The sequence below is a fragment of the Pseudomonas sp. 300 genome, from assembly GCF_055803035.1.
In genome coordinates this window covers 3,046,833-3,068,174 of record NZ_JAVLRV010000002.1, presented here as the reverse complement: position 1 = coordinate 3,068,174, position 21,342 = coordinate 3,046,833, and the positions used below count along the sequence as shown (strand labels likewise).

The 21,342-nt window shown below is 57.9% G+C and carries 15 protein-coding genes and 2 tRNA genes; 10 read left to right on the top strand and 7 right to left on the bottom strand.

Annotated features, from left to right (window positions below; genetic code table 11):
* Positions 1-1,391, bottom strand: a 1,391-nt coding sequence (locus Q7W83_RS20470) for a class II fumarate hydratase (protein WP_150636000.1), incomplete at its 3' end; no start/stop codon positions are given.
* 192 nt (positions 1,392-1,583) lie between these two features.
* Here Q7W83_RS20470 and Q7W83_RS20465 point away from each other — a divergent pair.
* From Q7W83_RS20465 to Q7W83_RS20445, 5 genes are all read left to right on the top strand, one after another.
* The gene (locus Q7W83_RS20465; RefSeq protein ID WP_150631677.1) at positions 1,584-2,105 is read left to right on the top strand and encodes a DUF2059 domain-containing protein; all 522 of its coding nucleotides are present in this window, start codon (positions 1,584-1,586) and stop codon (positions 2,103-2,105) included.
* A 12-nt stretch (positions 2,106-2,117) separates the two neighbouring features.
* Positions 2,118-2,417, top strand: a complete 300-nt coding sequence (locus tag Q7W83_RS20460; RefSeq protein ID WP_150631676.1) for a BolA family protein — start codon at positions 2,118-2,120, stop codon at positions 2,415-2,417.
* Between the two features lie 102 nt (positions 2,418-2,519).
* Positions 2,520-3,461: an oxygen-dependent tRNA uridine(34) hydroxylase TrhO gene (gene trhO / locus Q7W83_RS20455; RefSeq protein ID WP_008035679.1), complete on the top strand. Its 942-nt coding sequence runs from the start codon at positions 2,520-2,522 to the stop codon at positions 3,459-3,461.
* Positions 3,462-3,464: 3 nt separating this feature from the next.
* A complete protein-coding gene (locus Q7W83_RS20450) occupies positions 3,465-4,103 on the top strand; it encodes a DsbA family protein (RefSeq protein WP_473656725.1) in 639 nt (212 codons plus the stop codon).
* Positions 4,096-5,913, top strand: coding sequence for an ABC transporter ATP-binding protein (locus Q7W83_RS20445; protein WP_150631674.1), 1,818 nt, complete (start codon positions 4,096-4,098; stop codon positions 5,911-5,913). Before Q7W83_RS20450 ends, Q7W83_RS20445 begins: the two co-directional genes overlap by 8 nt.
* Before the next feature lies 1 nt (position 5,914).
* On the opposite strand, the gene Q7W83_RS20440 is transcribed toward Q7W83_RS20445, so the two are convergent.
* Positions 5,915-10,468: a hypothetical protein gene (locus Q7W83_RS20440; RefSeq protein WP_473656722.1), complete on the bottom strand. Its 4,554-nt coding sequence runs from the start codon at positions 10,466-10,468 to the stop codon at positions 5,915-5,917.
* A 377-nt stretch (positions 10,469-10,845) separates the two neighbouring features.
* On the opposite strand from Q7W83_RS20440, the gene Q7W83_RS20435 reads away from it, so the two are divergent.
* Positions 10,846-13,305 (top strand): EAL domain-containing protein, encoded by a 2,460-nt coding sequence (locus tag Q7W83_RS20435; RefSeq protein WP_150654626.1) that lies wholly within the window; start codon positions 10,846-10,848, stop codon positions 13,303-13,305.
* 78 nt (positions 13,306-13,383) lie between these two features.
* Positions 13,384-14,145: a TenA family transcriptional regulator gene (locus tag Q7W83_RS20430; RefSeq protein ID WP_412071008.1), complete on the top strand. Its 762-nt coding sequence runs from the start codon at positions 13,384-13,386 to the stop codon at positions 14,143-14,145.
* A 73-nt stretch (positions 14,146-14,218) separates the two neighbouring features.
* Here Q7W83_RS20430 and sugE read toward each other — a convergent pair whose 3' ends face one another.
* From sugE to rdgC, 3 genes are all read right to left on the bottom strand, one after another.
* Positions 14,219-14,533 carry a quaternary ammonium compound efflux SMR transporter SugE gene (sugE, locus tag Q7W83_RS20425; protein WP_010456757.1) on the bottom strand — a complete coding sequence of 105 codons (315 nt, stop codon included), beginning with the start codon at positions 14,531-14,533 and terminating at the stop codon, positions 14,219-14,221.
* Positions 14,534-14,652: 119 nt separating this feature from the next.
* Positions 14,653-15,618, bottom strand: a complete 966-nt coding sequence (locus tag Q7W83_RS20420) for a bile acid:sodium symporter family protein (protein ID WP_150631672.1) — start codon at positions 15,616-15,618, stop codon at positions 14,653-14,655.
* 146 nt (positions 15,619-15,764) lie between these two features.
* Positions 15,765-16,685: a recombination-associated protein RdgC gene (rdgC, locus tag Q7W83_RS20415; RefSeq protein WP_008035659.1), complete on the bottom strand. Its 921-nt coding sequence runs from the start codon at positions 16,683-16,685 to the stop codon at positions 15,765-15,767.
* A 160-nt stretch (positions 16,686-16,845) separates the two neighbouring features.
* Between rdgC and Q7W83_RS20410 the strand changes: the two genes are divergently transcribed.
* A tRNA-Val gene (locus Q7W83_RS20410) sits at positions 16,846-16,921 on the top strand.
* 19 nt (positions 16,922-16,940) lie between these two features.
* Positions 16,941-17,017: transfer RNA gene (locus Q7W83_RS20405), tRNA-Asp, on the top strand.
* 144 nt (positions 17,018-17,161) lie between these two features.
* Here the strand turns inward: Q7W83_RS20405 and Q7W83_RS20400 are convergent.
* Together Q7W83_RS20400 and Q7W83_RS20395 are read right to left on the bottom strand one after the other, a co-directional pair.
* The gene (locus Q7W83_RS20400) at positions 17,162-18,331 is read right to left on the bottom strand and encodes a catalase family protein (protein WP_150635993.1); all 1,170 of its coding nucleotides are present in this window, start codon (positions 18,329-18,331) and stop codon (positions 17,162-17,164) included.
* The gene (locus Q7W83_RS20395) at positions 18,328-20,145 is read right to left on the bottom strand and encodes a di-heme-cytochrome C peroxidase (RefSeq protein WP_473656717.1); all 1,818 of its coding nucleotides are present in this window, start codon (positions 20,143-20,145) and stop codon (positions 18,328-18,330) included. The genes Q7W83_RS20400 and Q7W83_RS20395 overlap by 4 nt, the downstream gene beginning before the upstream one ends.
* Positions 20,146-20,405: 260 nt before the next feature.
* On the opposite strand from Q7W83_RS20395, the gene Q7W83_RS20390 reads away from it, so the two are divergent.
* Complete coding sequence (locus Q7W83_RS20390; RefSeq protein ID WP_150631668.1) at positions 20,406-21,122, top strand: FKBP-type peptidyl-prolyl cis-trans isomerase; 717 nt, start codon at positions 20,406-20,408, stop codon at positions 21,120-21,122.
* Positions 21,123-21,342 lie beyond the last annotated feature (220 nt).

Genomic DNA, 21,342 nt, shown 5'->3' with positions numbered 1-21,342 from the left:
CCCTTGGCCCCGGCCTCCAGCATATTCTCCGGCCTCACCCACGCATCAAACTGTTCATCGGTCAGATAACCCAACTGCAACGCCGCCTCCCGCAAGGTCAGCCCCTCGGCATAGGCTTTCTTGGCAATCTCCGCCGACTTGTCATACCCGATATGCGGGTTCAGCGCGGTCACCAGCATCAATCCACGTTCCAGATGCTCAGCCATTTTCTCCGCGTCCGGCTCCAGGCCGGCGATGCAATGCTGCTGGAAGTTGCTGCAGCCATCGCCCAGCAAGCGTATCGATTGCAGCAGGTTGTGGATGATCACCGGTTTGAACACGTTCAGTTGCAGATGGCCCTGACTCGCGGCGAAGCCGATGGCCACGTCGTTGCCCAGCACCTGACACGCCAGCATCGACAGCGCTTCGCACTGGGTCGGGTTGACCTTGCCGGGCATGATCGAGCTGCCGGGTTCGTTGGCCGGCAGTTTCACTTCGGCAAAACCGGCACGCGGCCCGGAGCCCAGCAGGCGCAGGTCGTTGGCGATTTTCATCAGGGTCACGGCCAGGGTTTTCAGCGCGCCGGACAACGTGGTCAGCGGCTCGTGGCCCGCCAGTGCGGCGAACTTGTTGGGTGCGGTGACAAACGGCAGACCGGAGAGCGCGGCCAGCTCGGAGGCGATCGCTTCGCCAAAACCGTGCGGTGAGTTCAGTCCGGTGCCGACCGCGGTGCCGCCCTGAGCCAGTTCACACACGGCGGGCAGGGCGCTGCGGATCGCCCGCTCGGCGTAGTCCAGTTGCGCGATGAACGCCGAGAGTTCCTGGCCGAAGGTGATTGGTGTCGCATCCATCATGTGGGTGCGGCCGGTCTTCACCAGTTTCATGTGCCGCGCGGACAACTCGGCCAAACCTCCCGACAGCTCGTTGATCGCCGGCAGCAAATGCTGTTGCACAGCCTGGACCGCAGCGATGTGCATCGCGGTGGGGAAGCAGTCGTTGGAGCTCTGGGAGCGGTTGACGTGATCGTTGGGGTGCACCGGCGACTTGCCGCCTCGCAGGTTGCCAGCCAGTTCGTTGGCCCGCCCGGCAATCACTTCGTTGACGTTCATGTTGCTCTGGGTGCCGCTGCCGGTCTGCCACACCACCAGCGGAAACTGGTCGTCGTGGCTGCCGTCGAGCACTTCGTCGGCAGCCTGTTCGATCAACCGGGCGATGTCGGCGGGCAGGTCGCCGTTGCGGTCATTGACCCGCGCCGCGGCTTTCTTGATCAGCGCCAGCCCATGCAGCACCGCCAGCGGCATACGCTCGTTGCCGATAGCGAAGTTAATCAGCGAGCGTTGCGTCTGAGCACCCCAGTAGGCCTCATCCGGCACTTCCACCTCGCCAAGGCTGTCGGTCTCTATACGGCTCATCATGCACACTCCTGTCAGTCTGATAGCGCAGTTTAGGCCGTGATCGCCGGCCGTGGTTCCATCGGTCAGTATTTTGACCATTCAACCCCTCTAATTCAGGCCCGACAAGGCTTGGGGTTGAGCGACACACTTTTTTAGGCGCAGAATGGTCGCCCTTGGGGTTTTACCTCGCCTGCTAGAAAAGGAAACTCGATGACTCGTCTTCGTGCCATCTGTACCGCGGTTGCACTGGTTTGCGCCAGCGGCCCTGTTTTTGCCGATACCGCCAGCCACAACGCCAGTGCCGAAGCTTTCCTGACCCTGGCGCACGCTGACAAATTGGGTACTCCGGTGTACATGCAAGTGCAGCAAATGTTCGCTCAGCGCTTTGAACAAACCAAAGCCCCTGAATCGAAAAAAGCCTTGCTGGAAACCTACCAGGCCAAAGCCAACGCTGCTCTGGACCAAGCCATTGGCTGGAACAAGCTCAAGCCGGACATGGTCAAGCTGTACACCACCAACTTCAGCGAATCCGAGCTCAAGGACCTGGTTGCGTTCTACCAGTCGCCACTGGGCAAGAAAGTCCTGGAAAAAATGCCGCAGCTGACTCAGCAATCGGCCCAGATGACTCAAGCCAAGCTGGAAAGCGCCGTGCCTGTGGTCAACAAACTGCTGGCTGACATGACAGCCGAGCTGGAGCCTAAAGGCGCCGCTCCTGCCAAGAAAAAGCCTTAAGCGGAGCCGGGTATGACCATGCAACAACGCATCGAATCGACACTGGGCCTGTTACAACCCGAGTATCTTCAAGTGCTGGACGAAAGCCACATGCACAGCCGTGGGGTGCAGACCCATTACAAGGCCGTGGTGGTCAGCCAGCAATTCGAAGGGCTCAATCGCGTCAAGCGTCACCAGAAAGTCTACGGCACGCTCGGCGAGCTGATGGGCGAGTTTCATGCGTTGGCGCTGCATACCTACACGCCTGAGGAATGGGCACAGATTGACGCGGCTCCGGCCTCGCCGACCTGTGCTGGCGGCAGCAAGCATTAACCCTCGGTTTTTTGCTAGAATCCGCAACGCGCCGCTTACCCGGCGCGTTTTTTTTCGCATCCGGTTCACCCCTTACGAGGGTAGCCACCTGGAGAATCACCCATGACACAACAGATTGTCGTGGCGGCACTGTATAAGTTCGTCACCCTGGAAAACTACGTCGACCTGCGCGAGCCCCTGCTGCAGGCGATGGTCGACAACGGCATCAAAGGCACGCTGCTGATCGCCGAAGAAGGCATCAACGGCACCGTCTCCGGCAGCCGCGAAGGCATCGACGGGCTGATGGCCTGGCTCAAGAACGACCCGCGCATGGACGACATCGACCACAAAGAGTCGTACTGCGACGACCAGCCGTTCTATCGCACTAAAGTCAAACTCAAGAAAGAGATCGTCACCCTTGGCGTCGAAGGGGTGGACCCGAACAAAAAGGTCGGCACCTACGTTGATCCAGAGAACTGGAACGCGCTGATCAGCGATCCGGAAGTGCTGTTGATCGACACCCGTAACGACTACGAAGTCTCGATCGGCACTTTCGAAGGCGCCATCGATCCGAAGACCACCAGTTTTCGTGAATTCCCCGATTACATCAAAGCCAACTTCGACCCGGCCGTGCACAAGAAAGTCGCGATGTTCTGCACCGGCGGCATTCGTTGTGAAAAGGCCTCGAGCTACATGCTCAGCCAGGGTTTCGACGAGGTCTATCACCTCAAGGGCGGCATTCTGAAGTACCTCGAAGAGGTGCCGCAGGAAGAAACCAAATGGCAGGGTGACTGCTTCGTCTTCGATAACCGCGTGACGGTGCGTCATGACCTCAGCGAAGGTGACTACGATCAATGTCATGCCTGTCGTACACCGGTTAGTGTCGAAGACCGCGCGTCCGAGCACTACGTGGCGGGCATCAGCTGTCCGCATTGCTGGGATAAGCTGAGCGAGAAAACCCGTCGCAGCGCCATCGATCGGCAAAAGCAGATCGAACTGGCCAAGGCTCGCAACATGCCTCACCCGATCGGCTACAACTACAAGCAAACCCCTTCCGAGGCTTGAACCATGTCTGTACGCCGCCTGCTCTATGTGATGGACCCGATGTGTTCCTGGTGCTGGGGCTTTGCGCCGGTGGCCAATGCGCTGGTCGAACAGGCGAAGGCGGCGGGTGTGGACGTGCATCTGGTAGTGGGCGGCTTGCGCACCGGCAGTGGTTCGGCGCTGGAGCCGACCACCCGGCGCTACATTCTTGAACATTGGCAAGCGGTCACCGAGGCCACCGGCCAACCCTTCAAGACTGAAGGCGCGTTGCCCGAAGGTTTTGTCTACGACACCGAGCCCGCCTGTCGGGCGTTGGTGACGGCGCGCGGCCTGGCGCCGGATTGCGCATGGAAACTGCTCGGTCTGATCCAGCATGCGTTTTACGCAGAAGGTCGCGATGTCACCCACGCCAGTGTGCTGGTGGAACTGGCAGAGCAGGCCGGTCTGCCGCGCATCGAGTTCGCGGCCGCGTTCGACCGCGCCGATCAACATGTTGCGACAGCGGCTGATTTCACCTGGGTACAGGACCTCGGCATCGCCGGTTTCCCCACCTTGCTGGCTGAACGTGAGGGTCAATTGGCGTTGCTGACCAACGGCTATCAGCCTCTCAGCGTACTGTCACCGCTGCTCGGCCGCTGGCTGGAGCGCGCTGCCTGTGCATGATCTGCCCGACGACGCTCCAACCGCTGCACGTGTCGACCGTCTGAGCTGGGCGGAAATCCGCCGCCTGGCCCTGCATCACAAGAAAGCCCTGTGGATCGCCAACGGCGTGGCTGTGCTGGCGACCTTGTGCAGCGTGCCGATTCCCTTGCTGCTGCCGTTGCTGGTGGACGAAGTGCTGCTGGGCCATGGCGACGCTGCGCTGAAAGTCATGAACCACGCACTGCCCGAAGGCTGGCAGAAAGCGGCGGGGTACATCGGCCTGATGCTGCTGGTGACCTTGTTGCTGCGCTGCGGTGCCTTGCTGTTCAACGTGGTGCAGGCAAAGTTGTTCGCGGCATTGGCCAAAGACATCGTCTACCGCATCCGCATACGGTTGATCGAACGTCTCAAGCGCATCTCGCTGGGCGAATACGAAAGCCTGGGCAGCGGCACGGTCACCACGCACCTGGTCACCGACCTGGATACCGTGGACAAATTCGTCGGCGAAACCCTTAGCCGTTTCCTCGTCGCCATGCTGACCCTGGTCGGTACGGCGAGCATTCTGATCTGGATGCACTGGAAGCTGGCGCTGTTGATCATGCTGTTCAATCCGCTGGTGATCTATGCCACGGTGCTGCTGGGCAAGCGGGTCAAACACCTGAAGAAACTCGAGAACGACAGCACCTCGCGCTTTACCCAGGCACTCACCGAAACCCTCGATTCCATCCAGGAGGTGCGCGCCGGCAACCGCCAGGGCTTTTTCCTCGGGCGACTCGGCCAGCGGGCGCGGGAAGTACGCGATTACGCGGTGACTTCGCAGTGGAAAACCGATGCCTCGAACCGGGCCAGCGGTTTGCTGTTCCAGTTCGGCATCGATATTTTTCGTGCCGCCGCCATGCTCACGGTGTTGTTCTCCGACCTGTCCATCGGCCAGATGCTCGCGGTGTTCAGCTACTTGTGGTTCATGATCGGTCCGGTGGAACAGCTGCTGAATCTGCAATACGCCTACTACGCGGCGGGTGGCGCGCTGTCGCGGATCAACGAACTGTTGGCCCGTGCCGATGAGCCGGAATACCCGGGCGGCGTCGACCCGTTCAACGGTCGCGAAACCGTAGGTATTGAAGTCCAGGGATTAAGTTTCGGTTACGGCGACGAGCTGGTGTTGAACCAGATGAACCTGTCGATCGCTCCCGGTGAAAAAGTCGCGATTGTCGGCGCCAGCGGCGGTGGCAAAAGTACCTTGGTGCAGTTGCTGCTGGGCCTGTATACACCGCTGGCCGGGACGATCCGCTTCGGCGGTTCGACCCAACAGGATATCGGTCTGGAAACGGTGCGGGAAAACGTCGCCGTGGTCCTGCAACACCCGGCGCTGTTCAACGACACCATCCGCGCCAACCTCACCATGGGCCGTGAGCGCAGCGACGAAGCCTGCTGGCAGGCACTGGAAATTGCGCAACTGCACAACACGGTTCGGGAATTGCCCAACGGCCTGGACAGTATCGTCGGGCGGTCCGGCGTGCGCTTGTCCGGCGGTCAGCGCCAACGTCTGGCAATCGCCCGAATGGTGCTGGCCGAACCGAAAGTGGTAATCCTCGACGAGGCCACTTCAGCACTGGATGCCGCCACCGAATACAACCTGCACCAGGCATTGGCGCGGTTCCTGAGTCACCGCACCACCCTGATCATTGCGCACCGTTTGTCGGCGGTGAAGCAGGCGGATCGGGTGCTGGTGTTCGATGGCGGGCAGATTGCCGAGGATGGCGACCATCAGCAACTGATTGCTGACGGTGGTTTATACGCCAAGCTTTATGGGCATTTGCAGCAGTTGTAAGTCACTGCCACAGAACCTCCAGAGTACCCGCCGTACCGTCATAGCCGAACTCTTTCATCACGACAGAACAGCTGTTGCAGGGCGGCATGGTCGTGGCCACGTTGATCGAGGTGATCATTTCGCGATCCGGGTATTTTTGTCGGAGTGCGTTGATCAGCTTGGACTCGCTGTCCAAAGAGGTCGGGCGGCTGGTCATCGTCGGGTTGTAGGTGTCAATGTCCTTTATCGTGTGCGGAATGGCCAGTACCTTTCCTTCGTTTGTGACGTTCAACGCCGTCCTGGTAAATGTCTGGCCTACGTCGATATTGAAGTAGGTGGTCCCGTTGATGATGACTTCATCCGGGGCGAACGGAGGTTTGAACAGCGGTAGTTCTCCGGTAAGTCCTTGCGCACCTGAAACGCTGACATAAACCTCCCGCTTCCCCGCAGCAGTGGTTACTTCGGCGTACGCGATGTTTCTCGCGTTATGAGTGCGCTCGCTTTCAGGGATCAAGTTCTGAAGCTTTTTCATCGTTCTGTCGATCCGCAGGGCGCTGTCCACATTCTTCGGTTTGATGATCGATTCAACGAACAACGTATCGAAAATTTCCACCGTCTTCTGGCGGAACACTTCCGGTGCCTCCTTGCTGCGTGACCAGTTTTTCGCACTGTCTGGCAGACGGGTGACGATCATTCGAGTCGAGTGATCGAACAGGACCGCTTCGCCTGGGCTGGTATCGACCTTGATCAATCTGAGCGTATTGGGTGGGTTGGCATGGCCACCTATCCGTATGGCGATCTCTTCCATCGTTTTTAGCGCGCGTTCAACCACATCCACACCATAAATCCTCGCCATGTTGTTGGCATTCAACGAGCCGGTGTACACCACCATCAATTCGCGCCGCAGTTCGGTGGGCAAGGTTGACGCTTGCTTGAAGACCAGTGAGTCACGCAGGCTTTGTCCTTTCGCCAGCTCGGCAACGTAAAAATCCCCTGCATCAAGACGTGTGAAAACATACCGTTTCGATCCGTCGATCGAATCGGCGATGATGGCTCCGGCGTGGAAGGTATCGGTTACACCCTTTTTCGTGACGCTGACTTTGACCCGCCCGTACATGCCCTTACGGAACTCCATCGTCGCGTCGAGTGTTGTGTGAGTGGCCAACGAAGCCCTTTTCAGGGGGACGCCGGCAGCGCCTGGTGTATAGATGCTGTCGCCGAACCAGGTGGCCCAGCCCTTGGTTTCATCGAACGTGCCCACCGCGGGTGTCGGGGCCGGGTCTCGCATCACATAGCGGGTCGTGCACACGTCTCCCGGGGCGCGTCGCGGTCGGCAAGGTATAGACTTCAACGAATCGCTCGGGTCAATCAAGTCCGCACGGTGCAGTGTGTCGCCCTTCAATCGGTACGGCACGTCATCGATGAACAGCGTGGTGCGGCCGTCCACTTCAAGCACTTCGTGTACGTGGCGAGTCTTGGATACCTCCACAACCGATTGCTGGTTGCGGCTTTCCAGGGTGCTGTAGTGCGATTGCCCAGGCGAGAAATCACTGGCGCGGGTGTTTAACGAAGGGCCGTACGGCTTTGAGGATAAAGGATCGACCAAGCGCAAGTCCGTCTTGCCAGTGGTGCCGATGTTGCGTATTGGCACATCGTGCAGGCCTTTAATACTGGCTAACTGATCAAACTGCGTTGCAGGCTTCCAGCGTCCGGCGTCGCTCAACTGAGGCAAGCTGCGCACGTACTCGTAGTAGCGGACTTTCCCCACGAGTTCGTTGAATCTGAACGTGACGGCTTTATAAATGTATCGCACCGATTTGCCCAATCCCTTGAGCAGCGCGGGAATAATCTCAAGCGGGTTCAACTCTCGCAACGTCGATACCAGCAGCGTTTTTGTCAGTGTGGTGAATGAAGGAAGCGTTGCGCGCGTGGCCAGCTGGCCCGCGTTGCTGATCAGTCTTATCGATCCCGTGGCGAATTTGCCAATGGGGATCACGAACGAAATCACGTCGAAAAACAGGCCGGCTATCCCCAACGCGATGCGGTTCTTATCGCCTGACATCACGTCTTCGACAGGACCCCAGAACGGTACAAACATCTTTGCGATCATCAATGTCTTTCTGCGTTGAGCTTCTTCGAGTTCAAACTTGGTCTGACCCTTCGCAAAGGTGCGCAACTCTTGCGGGTCAACGAACAGGAGTTCGGTGGCTATGTGTCGACTGATAGCCACTGAACGGCTGGAAGACAGGGTCAACGGGGCGCGTTGATGATTTTCGGTGACTTCGGAAACTGCGTTGAGCGCCGGTGGCAGTTGATCGATGATGGCCTCACAGAAAGCCGTAGCCTTGGGCGGGGTGCCGTTTGAGTGCGCGTCCCAATCGAAGGGTAAATGCCTGTCGCGGATGACATTTACATAGGCACCATTGGAAGCGGTTGCCATTGCCCCGATCCGGGGAGTCAACAACGCCGCATCAAAGTTTTCGAGACGACGTATCACACCGGCTCTGGGGAGAAGCTCGTAAAAGGTGGTCACGGAAACCGCGGCTTCATCCCCGATGGCTTCTTTTGTTTGAATCGCTTGCAGTATCACGCCGTTGCGCGCTCTGAGCGGCAAGGTTATTTCGGGCGTCTCGTCCTTGGCCGCGACTTTCTTGGTTTCCTTGCGCAGGCTGTAAATCTTCACTTCGCCCACCTCCAGCGCCAGGCGGTCGGCGTACGGAAGTGAGGTCAATAGCGTTACAATCAATGTTTGATAGGCCGCCGTAATTGTTTCCAGATGCTGCTTGAAGGCATCGTCAAACAGCGCAGGGGCATCGGGGATTTTGGTCCACGGCGACAGGACTAGCTGACGGCCTTCCCAGTTGAATCCGGGAGCTGGCCACGGTCTTTCGGTTTTTACATGCCGGTCCTCGTCCATCCTGATCCATTGTTTGCTTAAGGTCACGCCGTCGGCCTCAGTCACAAACCATCGTTGCTGATCGTCGAACATGCCGGACGCCAACACATCGGCGAACGAGTAATACTTGTATTCCTTGCCCCGCAGTGGCGGTGGGTCGCGAAAGCCGATCGAAGCCAACTCGTCATACCTGGCCAGTTTGCGTCCATCGGTAGTGAAGGCTTCATTTCCGAACAGCGTTTTTATTTTAGCCTTGGCAATGGACAGGCGTTTGGGGGGCTCTTCATTGATGTGCAGAACCGCTTGATTGACCTCTTTCGAGTGTTTTTCCAGTTCGGAGCAGGCGCGTTCGATGTCGGCTTGCGTGTAGTCCTTGAGGGCTTTTTGCGCAAGGAAACCAAGTGTGACGGCCCAATCCAGCGTTGGAAGCAGCCTGGTGAGATTGATGAGGTTCAATTCTTCCGTCGTTGCCACTTCGGCCCGGTGCATGGGCACGTTGACCAACTGCTGGAAACTCAGCCTGTACAGCAATTCAGGTGAGACGGCGTTTACGAAATTGACGCCATTGACGAAATTGACCCAGACGACCGAACTCCGATAGGCGAGATCTTCCGGAATATCCCTGATGCGAAACTCGATCGGAAACCGGGGCAAAAAAAGCTGGGCCATGACGATTGCTTCTTTCACCGTGGCTGCCAATTTTGCAGTGCGCAAATGGGTTTCAAATTCGTTGCGGATAGCCTTGTATCCCTTTCCCCAATTGGAGCGGGACTGCAGGTCATAACCGGCGATCAGGTCGGGGTTGTCCAAAGTCTGTGCAGAAAGCCAATACTGCAGCGCGTTGGCGACCAGTCTGGTCCGGATGAAAGGAGAGGTCTCCTCGTCCGCATTCCCGCCGTACCACTTCATTGTGCTCAGTAAAATGTCGGCCAGCTTTTCGGCCTCAGGGCTTTGCAGGATTTTTTCCAGATAAACAGCCGGTGTCGCGCGGACTTGCCCGATCGTTTCCGAGGAAAGAATGCTTTTGGCGAGATAGTGCAGTAGTAACGGTTCGTCCTCAGGCAAAAACAGATTGACCGCATCGATTATTTCGGCGCGAACCTGGTCGTTATGGAGTATTTGCGCATCGAGTGGAGTGTCAGGAAATGCGTGTTGGAGAAGCTGAAATTTTTCCCGCTCCCGTTCTGTGGGCGGGCGCTTCAGATCGAGCGCTTCGAAATCGTCTTCCAGCCTCAAGCGATGGCTGGCGATTTTTTCTTGAAGGGCTGCAATAGCGCCCGGATGTTCCTGCGGATGTAGGCGCCTCCACGGGGCAAGCCCGTAAAACTGGCATATCCTCTCCATGCTGATGTAGCGGTTAGAGTGTATCGCTCCTCCCAGTAACGTCGCGGCCTGTTCGATCCGGGTCTTCAGCACCTGCCATTTTGAAAACTCCGTCAATGCCAAAGAAACTCGGTTGCCGTCGGTATCCCAGGCTTGATAGATAAAGTTGCCTTCATTGAAGCTAACGTAAAGATCAAAGTGCTGAAGTTTGAGCTTTGTACACATCGCTATGTAGTCGTTGTCGCGCAGTAATTGCCACAGCGCGTTGTACCCGTCCTCGCTCACTCTATGTAGCGGTGAAAAAGGTCGAATCGGTATTGAGTTATGCAGATTGACGTCGCGCATTGCCGTCAGCATGAGTTCGTAATCTTCTAACTGGCCTCTGTACATCTGAGCATGTGAGAGTGTGGAGGGCGGTGTCGCGCTTAAAGTGTCTGTTGGCATTAGGGAGCTTCTCTTGAGTGTCAGTGGATTGGCGCATCGCTCAACGCAATGCAGCCGTGGTCCGATTTCAAGAGAAAATGAGCAAGAAGGAGCGGTACATAGTTATGGGATGGCGTTTTTTTCGGGGAACTGTCGTGCGTGGTGTGTCCACATCTCTCTCTGAAAACAGTTATTTACCTGCACTTGCCCATAGAAAGGGCTTCTCGCTTGCCGGGATCGAAAACGCACCCTAGTCTAGCTGTAGCGATCACGTTGGATGATGATCGGGCAGTGCTAAAACAAGGGACCTCATGAATCGAACGCGGACTCTCGGAACGCCACGGTTGTTGGGCATTGTCTGGCCATTTATCGCCGTCGTGCTGTTTCAGGCCTTGCTGGGCGGCGTCAGCCTTTATGTACTTTCGGCAGTGCGCGGCTATGTCGCCGGTGAAAGCCTCTGGTCCAAAGGCCAGAAAGACGCCATCTATTACCTCAATCTCTACGCCGACAGTCACGACGAGACGATATTCAACAAATACCGGAACGCGATTGCCGTGCCTCAGGGGGGGCATGAGTTGCGGGTGGCGCTGGATGGTCAGCCGCCGAATATCGAAGCCGCGCGCGTGGCGGTCCTCAAGGGCGGCAACCACCCGGATGACGTCAATAGTGTGATCTGGCTGTACCTGAATTTCAGGCACTTCAGTTACCACCAGAAGGCCATTGACCTCTGGAGGGTGGGCGACGCGTATATGGTGCAACTCGATGACATTGCGCGGGAGATGCATCAGCGCATCGCCACCGGCCAGGCCACCGATGCCGATATCAAGCGCTGGAAAGATCAGATATTCGTCATCAACGAAAGTGTGACACCGGCAGCGAAGGCCTTCAGCGATGCCTTGGGTGAAGGCTCGCGGAGGATCCTGCGGCTGTTGCTGGTGATCAACCTCGCCACCGCTCTGGGCTTGATTGTCCTGGCCCTGATGCGCACGCACAAACTGCTCAAACAGCGCCATGCGTTCGCTGACGCGTTGCAGTTGGAGAAGGAGCGAGCACAGATCACCCTGCAGTCGATTGGCGATGGCGTGATTACCACCAATGTCGACGGCGCAATTGCCTACATGAACCCGGCCGCCGAGGCGTTGACGCACTGGAAGGCCGAGCAGGCGACAGGTTTGCCCCTGGCCGCGCTGTTCAATCTGCTGGACGAGAACGCCCAGGCCGACGGCTTTACGCTGATCGAGCACATCCTGAGCGGTCAGCTCAGCGGTGGCAGCGAGCATTCCAAGTTGATTCAACGGCTGGATGGCAGCACGGTTTCGGTCACGCTGGTCGGTGCACCTATCCGCAATGCCGGCAAGGTCAGCGGCACCGTGCTGGTGTTGCACGACATGACCCAGGAGCGGCAATACATTGCCAATTTGTCCTGGCAGGCCACCCATGACGCCTTGACCGGGCTCGCCAATCGCCGCGAATTCGAATATCGCCTGGAACAGGCGCTGCACAACCTGACGCGGCATCCGGGGCGTCATGCCCTGATGTTTCTCGACCTGGACCAGTTCAAGCTCGTCAACGACACCTGCGGCCACGCGGCGGGAGACGAGTTGTTGCGGCATATCTGCGCGTTGCTGCAATCGGGCTTGCGCGAAAGCGATACCCTGGCCCGTCTGGGCGGCGACGAATTTGGCATCCTGCTGGAGAATTGTGCGCCGGAAGCCGCGGAGAAAATCGCCGAGGGTCTGCGCCTGACCGTGCAGAACCTGCACTTCGTTTGGAAAGGCCGGCCGTTCGTGACCACTGTGAGCATCGGGCTGGTGCATATCAATCAGCACCCGACCACCCTCGAAACATCGCTGCGCGCCGCCGATATGGCCTGCTACATGGCCAAGGAAAAGGGCCGCAACCGGGTTCAGGTCTATCACGCCGATGACTCGGAACTGTCCCTGCGCTTTGGCGAAATGGCCTGGGTGCAGCGCTTGCACATGGCGCTGGAAGAGGACCGCTTTTGTCTGTATGCCCAAGAAATCGCAGCATTGGGTCATGTCGAACAGGGGGGCGGGCATATAGAAATCCTGCTGCGCCTGCATGACGAAGCCGGGCGCATGATATTGCCCGACAGTTTTATTCCGGCGGCGGAACGTTATGGGCTGATGACTTCGCTTGATCGCTGGGTTGTGCAGAATGTTTTCAAGATCATTGCCCAATGTATATCGGAGAAACACAAAGAGCCGTTGGCGATGTGTGCGATTAATCTGTCAGGCACAACTATCGGAGATGAGGCGTTCCTGGACTTCCTCCGTCAACAGTTCGTTACTTATTCCATACCTCCTGAAATGATTTGTTTTGAAATCACTGAAACCAGTGCTATTTCCAATCTTGGAAGTGCAATTAGATTTATTAATGAACTCAAAGGCTTAGGTTGTCACTTTTCGTTGGACGACTTTTGCGCCGGTATGTCCTCATTCGCCTATTTGAAACATTTGCCTGTAGACTTCCTGAAGATCGACGGGAGTTTCGTAAAGGATATGCTGGACGACCCGATTAACCGCGCCATGGTCGAAGTGATCAATCACATCGGTCATGTAATGGGTAAGCGTACGATTGCCGAGTTTGTTGAAACACCCCAGATTGAGCAGGCATTGCTGGAGATCGGGGTGGATTACGCTCAAGGGTATGTGATTGAGCGCCCGCATCTGTTTACCTGCGATAGTTTACAAAGTCGTCCTGCCAGGCCTCAGCCGTTGTTGTTCAAGGCGCCTGGCACGTTCCGTTGAAATCTCTTGCTGATCCTTACAATCACAATCAAAAGGAACCCGACAGTGATCGACACATTCAACCGAACCGGCCCCCTCATGGAAGCTGCAAGTTATCCCGCCTGGGCTCAGCAATTGATCCAGGACTGCAGCGAGAGTAAACGCCGGGTTGTCGAACACGAATTGTACAGGCGCATGCGAGACAACAAACTCAGCGCAAAGACCATGCGCAACTACCTCATTGGTGGTTGGCCCGTGGTTGAACAATTCGCGTTATATATGGCACAGAACCTCACCAAGACCCGTTTTGCCCGCCATCCCGGCGAGGACATGGCGCGACGATGGTTGATGCGCAACATTCGTGTGGAATTGAACCATGCCGATTACTGGGTGCACTGGAGCCGTGCGCATGGCGTCAGCCTGGAAGATCTGCAGGCGCAAAAGGTGGCCCCTGAACTTCACGCCTTGAGCCATTGGTGCTGGCACACCAGTTCGGCGGATTCGCTGATCGTGGCCATTGCTGCCACCAACTACGCCATTGAAGGCGCGACAGGTGAATGGTCGGCGCTGGTCTGTTCCAATGGCCTCTACGCGGCAGCGTTCCCCGAAGAAGATCGCAAGCGAGCCATGAAGTGGCTGAAGATGCATGCCCAGTATGATGACGCCCATCCGTGGGAAGCGCTGGAAATCATCTGCACGCTGGCGGGGCTGAACCCGAGCACGTCACTGCAGGCTGAATTGCGCGCGGCCGTGTGCAAAAGCTACGACTACATGTTCCTGTTCCTGGAGCGTTGCATCCAGCTTGAGCATTCGGCAAAGGCTCCGGTCGCGCGTGAGCGCAGGGCATTGGCCGAAAGCTGATCTGTCGTACAACCATTGAAAAAGCCCGCGCCCTCTGTCGAGGGGCGGGCTTTGTCGTATTGGTCGCAAGCCCTCAGGCGCTGACTTTCAGTCCAATCAGTCCGGCAATGATCAATGCCACGCTGGCCAGCCTGAACAATGCCATGGACTCACCAAACAGGATGATCCCGGCGATGACCGTGCCGACGGCACCGACGCCGGTCCAGATCGCATAGGCCGTGCCCAAGGGCAATTCCTTCATCGCCAGGCCGAGCAGGCCAAGGCTGATGGCCATCGCGGCAACCGTCAACGCAGTAGGGAGAGGACGGCTGAAACCATCGGTGTATTTCAGCCCGACAGCCCAGCCCACTTCGAACAGGCCGGCGAAAAACAGAATGATCCAGGACATGAGAGACCTCCATCGATTGACGGGGTCGTCCCCAGATTAATGACTCGATCGAGCCGCGAGGTCGTCCTCACGTTGCGCCGTATGGTGCCCATCATTAACCCGGGGATCAAGTTTGGCGCTTATTCAGTCACTTGCCGAGCCGCCGTTTCCCGATCTTCTTTCTCACTCATCCGGCGGAAATACGTCGAGAGCAGCGCTCCGGAAATGTTGTGCCACACACTGAACAACGCGCTCGGCACCGCCGCCAGCGGCGAGAAGTGAGCACTGGCCAGCGCGGCGCCCAAACCGGAGTTTTGCATGCCGACTTCCAGCGCCAGGGATTTACGCTGAGCCAGGGGCAGCTTGAACAGCCGTCCGGTGAAGTACCCGAGCAAGTAGCCAAAGCTGTTGTGCAGCATCACCACGGCCATGATCAGCAGGCCGGACTCGGCTATTTTCGCCTGGCTGGCAGCGACGACAGCGGTGACGATGATCACGATGCTGACCACGGAAACCAGCGGCAACACGTCCACCGCGTGGCGAACCCGGTCGCCTAGCAGGCGCTGAGCGACCACGCCGAGCACGATGGGCAGCAGCACCACCTGCAGGATCGACCAGAACAGCTCCATGAATGACACCGGCAACCAGGCCGAAGCCAGCAACCAGATCAACGCCGGGGTCAGCAGCGGAGCGAGGAGGGTGGTGACGGCGGCGATGGCCACCGACAGCGCCAGATCCCCGCGGGCGAGCCAGGTCATCACGTTCGAGGAGGTGCCGCTCGGGCAGCAGCCGACAAGAATGACGCCGACGGCAATTTCCGGCGGCAAGTGGAACACCTGGCAGAGCAACCACGCCACACCGGGCATGATCACAAAATGCGCAACGACGCCCAGCGCCACGCGCCACGGATGGCGGGCGACTTCAGCGAAATCTTCGAGTTTGAGGGTCAGGCCCATGCCGAACATCACCAGCCCCAGCAAGGGGACGATGGCGCCTTTCAGGCCGATGAACCACGCCGGTTGCAGGAAGGCCACGACGGCGAAAATCAGAACCCAGTAAGCGAAGGTGTTGCCGACAAAGCGGCTCAATGCAGCCAGTGCACGCATGGCCTGATCCTTATTATTAAGTAGCACTACAAAAACCACTGTGGGAGCGAGCCTGCTCGTGAAGGCGGTTCATCATTCAACACTTATGTCGTCTGACACTCCGCTTTCGCGAGCAGGCTCGCTCCCACAATGGGTATCACCTGTTGTTAGATCCCTTGCGGAGTCTCTTCACCGCCCAGCGCTTCAACCAGTGCCGGGAGGAAGTCGCCGAAAGTCAGCATCATCAGGGTGAAACTGGCATCCAGCTGGCCGAGGGCCTCTTCGCCGCCGTCCTGTTCCGCCTGATCCTGCAGCAGGTCTTCGAACTTCAGGCGTTTGACCACCATCTTGTCATCGAGGACGAAGGACAGCTTGTCCTGCCAGGCCAGCGACAGCTGAGTGACCACTTTGCCGGTGCTCAGGTGCAACTGGATTTCTTCGCTGGTCAGGTCCTGACGCTTGCAACGCACGATACCGCCGTCTTCGTGGGTGTCGCGCAGCTCGCACTCGTCCAGCACAAAGAAGTCATCCGCGGCTTTCTGGGTGGTGACCCATTCCGTCATGGTGGCGGTCGGGGACATTTTCACGGTCAACGGACGTACCGGCAGGGTGCCGATCACTTCACGCAGGGTCGACAGCAGGTCTTCGGCACGTTTCGGGCTGGCCGAGTTGACCAGAATCAGACCTTGTTTCGGCGCGATGGCAGCGAAGGTCGACGAACGACGGATAAAGGCGCGCGGCAGGAAGGCCTGGATGATTTCATCCTTGATCTGGTCGCGTTCCTTTTTGTAGACCTTGCGCATTTGTTCGGCTTCGATCTCTTCGACCTTTTCCTTCACGGCGTCGCGCACGACGCTGCCGGGCAGAATGCGTTCTTCTTTACGCGCGGAGATCAGTAGGAAGTCGCCGCTGACGTGCACCAGTGGTGCATCTTCGCCCTTGCCGAAGGGCGCGACGAAACCGTAGGTGGTCAACTCCTGGCTTGCACATGAACGCGCCAGTTTGGTGGCCAGTGCAGTTTCCAACGCCTCGGCATCAAAAGGCAGATCTTGGGTCAGGCGATAGATAAGCAGGTTTTTGAACCACATGGGGCGAGTCTCTCCTTTATACAAAGTGGGGCATTATTCTCTTCGTGGCGCCATAGGCCAACCCTTCTCTAAGCCTTTGGAAGGCCTGAAAAAATTATTTAAAAAAGTGCTTGCCAGAGGTGAGGTCGCTCCGTAGAATGCGCGCCACACCGAAAGTGAAGGGTGATTAGCTCAGCTGGGAGAGCGTCTGCCTTACAAGCAGAATGTCGGCGGTTCGATCCCGTCATCACCCACCATTTACTTTCAACGCTACGCGCAGCGGTAGTTCAGTCGGTTAGAATACCGGCCTGTCACGCCGGGGGTCGCGGGTTCGAGTCCCGTCCGCTGCGCCATATTCGGTAACCTGGAACGCTGAACGCCAGGTCACCACGGAAAAAGCCCGCTTTAAGCGGGCTTTTTGCTGTCTGGGGTTTGGCTTTTTTGCTGGCTCCTACTGAAAAAGCGACCTTCGGGTCGCTTTTTTCGTTGGTGCCTGCTTACTGTTCGGCGTTTCTGCTGTGCCGGTAATCGCTGACTGCCTCGTAAACAGCTTTGCGCAAGCGGTTGATGCCGCCAATCGGGCGATGGGCCTCCACTCCGAACCATGGATTGAATGACTGGTTGTCGCATTGCAGGTTCAGCGCTGGCGTGTCGAAGTCCTGAGCGGGTACGTTGATCCGCGCCACTGTCTGGAAAGGCGCGTCGCTTTCCCTCCATTCAACACTGGTGTCTTCGATCGGCATGTACTTGTCTGCATCTTGCTGCTGGATTTGCAGGACAAAACAGGCGGGCGCACGGTCGGTCGACAGCTGCTGGTTCAACGCATTGCGCAGAAAGTTCGGTAACTTCTGGTTTTGCGCGGGCAGGGCGTAGGCCGGGCAATTGGCCGGGTCGGGCATGACCCGAAACTTGGCATTGGCCTCACCGAATTTGTAGGGCGAAACCGAAAAGTACGTCGTTTGGGTCGGGCTCGGTGGTGGCGGAGAAAGCGTCGCCAAGGCGATAAACAGATGACGAACCTGCCAGGTGCGTGGATCCCAGCCCGGAAAGAACGCCATTACCTTTTTTCCGTCAGCCTGAGCGGCGACATTCTGACGATACTCGGCGACATCGCTGACAAAGAAGTTTGGATGGCTGAACATCACGAAGTCCTGCTCGCCGCGACGCTGTTGATCGCTGAGCAGTTGTTTGCCTGGCACATCGAGCAGTTTGATCGCCATGCCCCGTGCATCGCGGATGCTGTCGAATTGCGGGTAAGCATTGCCGTTGGACAGGCGCAACGTCGCTTGCCAGGTCTTGCCCGGCTCACTGAACACACCTTGACGCAACTCTGCCGCGAGATCCGGCAACACCTGCACCTCGGCCTTCACGCAGCCATGGGCCTTGGCATGGGCATCACGTAGATAACGGGTGCTTTCGCGGTGTTGATCGACAATCCGCACGGCGGTCTGGATCACATCCTGGGTCATGGCGGCCTCGCCATCCGGAATCTGCTCCAGTGCCGAGACCGGTCCACGGTGCTGCCAGGCAAACCAGGCAGTGGCCAGTGCCCAGCCGAGCAAACCGATGCACAGCAGAATCAGCAGGGTTTTGCCAAGCAGGCGGCCCAGCCACAACCAGAACCGGGCGAGCATCGGCAAATCCTTCTTGAAGGTGGTCATGATCATGGTAATTGCGCCTCCAGCGGGCCGCCCAGCACTTTCAGGTACTCCAGCAACGCCCAGCGTTCCTCGGGTTGCAGGAGTCGGCCAATCACCCCGTTGCCGTGTTTACCGGCGCGGAACTCATGGCCACTGTTGTGGTTGCCGGTAAGGCGTGTATCGAATAGGAAGCCGTTGGTGAAGGCTTCGGTGCGATAGCCCAGATGTTTCGGGTCGTACTCGAATGTGCCTTTATAAAAGGTGGCCGCGCGTTCGTATTGGGGCGAGAGCAATTGATAAATGCTCGGCACCGATCCGTTGTGCAGGAACGGCGCTGTCGCCCAAACGCCGGCCAACGGCCGAGCCTTGTAGGCGACCTTTTCACGAACGCCGATCGGCAGGCCGAAGCCGTCGAGCCGGGGTTTCTCCACTGCTGTGACCTTGGCCTCCCGGTAAGCCCTGTCCTCGACGAAAGCCGTGACGTAGGCCAGCCCCTTGGCCACCGAAAGCTGACTCAGGTCCAGCGGTTCTTCCGGTGTCGGGTGCAGCTTCACGTCCATCTGTGCCAACTCCGTCGGGTCCCATTGCAGCGCGGTCAGGTCGAAACGGTGGCTGGCAATGTTGTTCGCTGCAGTTGGATCGGTGCCGATGACGTCGACGGGCAGCATGTGTAACTGCTGCACCCAACGCTCGCCTTCCTGGGTTGTCCGTGGGACGTGGCAGCCCGCGCAGTTTTCCGTAAACAGCGCTCGGCCCTTGGCCGCGAGCGGTTTGTCGATGGCTCCGAGCAGATCTTCCGGCCAGGCCGGCGGTTTGAGTCGCTGCAGGGTTTCTTCGATCTGGTGTAAGTCGCGCACCCGGACGCTGGACGGGTAGCGATAGTCGCCCTTGAGTGGCTGCCCATTGCTGTCGAAGAAACTCAGCGTGGCGCCTACCCCCAGGGCCTCGCCTATGTTACGAGCCATCGGCTGCTGTGCCGAACCGTTCCACTGCACCCAATCGAAGGTCCACATGTCCCACAGTTGTGGGTAATCGACAGGCGCGTTGGCTACCCGATAGTTGGTGGGTGATATCGCGTCACCAAAACTGGCGTTGGCAATACGCCCGAACGCATCGGTACGGCCAGGGCCTTCCTCGGTAGGGTAGAGCCCACGGTGAGTGTCGTTCCAGGCGACTTTCAGGAAGGTGTCGAGAGAGGTCTTGAAGTCTTTGCGCAGTTGTTGATGCCGGGCGTCGTAGTCCTGGCCCAGCACGTTGCGAGCGAAACGCTCGAATTTCCATGGGTTGTAGTAAGTCGAAGCGAGACTGGCGACCAGTGCCTGTCCGAAACTGCCACCGCGCAGTGTAGGAACGCTGGAAGGCAAGACATGCTGCGCCGAACCGCCATCGATGCGGATAGCCTGGCCGTTGAAACGCAACTCGCCGGTGTGGCAGGCGGCACAGGTGATGTCCAGAAACTGGTCCGGGTTGCCTGGGTTTTGATGGCGGGCAAAGCCCACGGGCAGGTTGCCGGGGTTATTGGGCGTGGCTTTCTGCACGGGATCGACCAGAAAACCGAAGCGCGCGAGGTATTCCGGAGCGGCAAACCGCTGTTGCGAAAAAGGCAGTTCGAGCGCGGTGAACCAGTCGTAGCGCAAGCCTTTGACTTGAGTGCCTTGGGGCGTGAAGTAATAGGTCTGGCGGTCCGTTGCGCTCCACTGCTCCAGGTAATGCACCTGCTGCGCGGGCGTCCAGGTCGGCAGTTTCGGGTTGGCGACGTAATACAGAATCACGGCCAGGCACAGGCCCAGCAACGCAACGATCAGAACCAGCAAGCGATAAAAGAGGCCCAAGATAAACATCCTTGTCGATTTGTCGCTCTCTTATGCCTGAGCTGCAAACGTGCGGCAAGTAGCCATTACGCCAAGTATTGTGGGACAGGTCAGTTGTGTCGGTGAGGCGAAGATGACAGAAGCTTCATCACCCGATTCCGGAAATGCGTTAAAACACCTGAACTTATCAGAAGTTTCCTGCTCTCATGCCGGTAGCCATTGGTCGTGGCCGCCTGATAAGCTCGCGGCTTTACTCGATTGCCCTTTAGGCGCATGAACAAGGAAATAGCATGAAACAGCATCGGTTGGCGGCGGCGGTGGCCCTGGTTAGCCTGGTACTTGCGGGTTGTGACTCGCAGACCAGCGTAGAGCTGAAAACCCCGGCGCAAAAAGCTTCCTACGGGATTGGCCTGAACATGGGCAAGAGCCTGGCTCAGGAAGGCATGGATGATCTGGACTCCAAAGCCGTTGCCCAGGGCATTGAAGATGCCGTCGGCAAGAAAGAACAGAAGCTGAAGGATGACGAATTGGTCGAAGCCTTCGCGGCACTGCAGAAACGTGCTGAAGAACGTATGGCCAAAATGAGTGAAGAGTCGGCAGCCGCCGGCAAGAAGTTCCTCGAAGACAACGCCAAGAAAGCCGGTGTTACCACCACTGCTTCGGGCCTGCAGTATGAAGTGGTCAAGAAAGCCGACGGCGCACAGCCCAAGCCGACTGACGTAGTGACTGTTCACTACACCGGCACCCTGACAAACGGCACCGTCTTCGACAGCTCCGTCGAGCGCGGCAGCCCGATCGATCTGCCGGTCAGCGGCGTGATCCCGGGTTGGGTCGAAGGCCTGCAACTGATGCACGTTGGCGAGAAGTACAAACTGTACATCCCTAGCGAACTGGCTTACGGCGCCCAAAGCCCAAGCCCGGCGATTCCAGCCAACTCGGTGCTGGTTTTCGAGCTGGAGTTGCTGGCAATCAAGGATCCGGCAAAACAAGACGACGCTGCCAAGTAATTAGCGCCTGTCCTGACAACAACGCCTCGCCTATGCGGGGCGTTGTTGCATCTGGCGTCCGGCAAGGGTAAACAAAGCGAACGGATGTTGCAGGCAGGAGTCATAGCCATTGAGAGCGCCTGCGCTAGCGGCGCCGGAGCGCCAAGTCAATGAAATCTTGGGTTTTTTTATGTGAGTAAAAAACGCCCGATCTGAGTTGAGCCCTTATGAAACGGGGCTT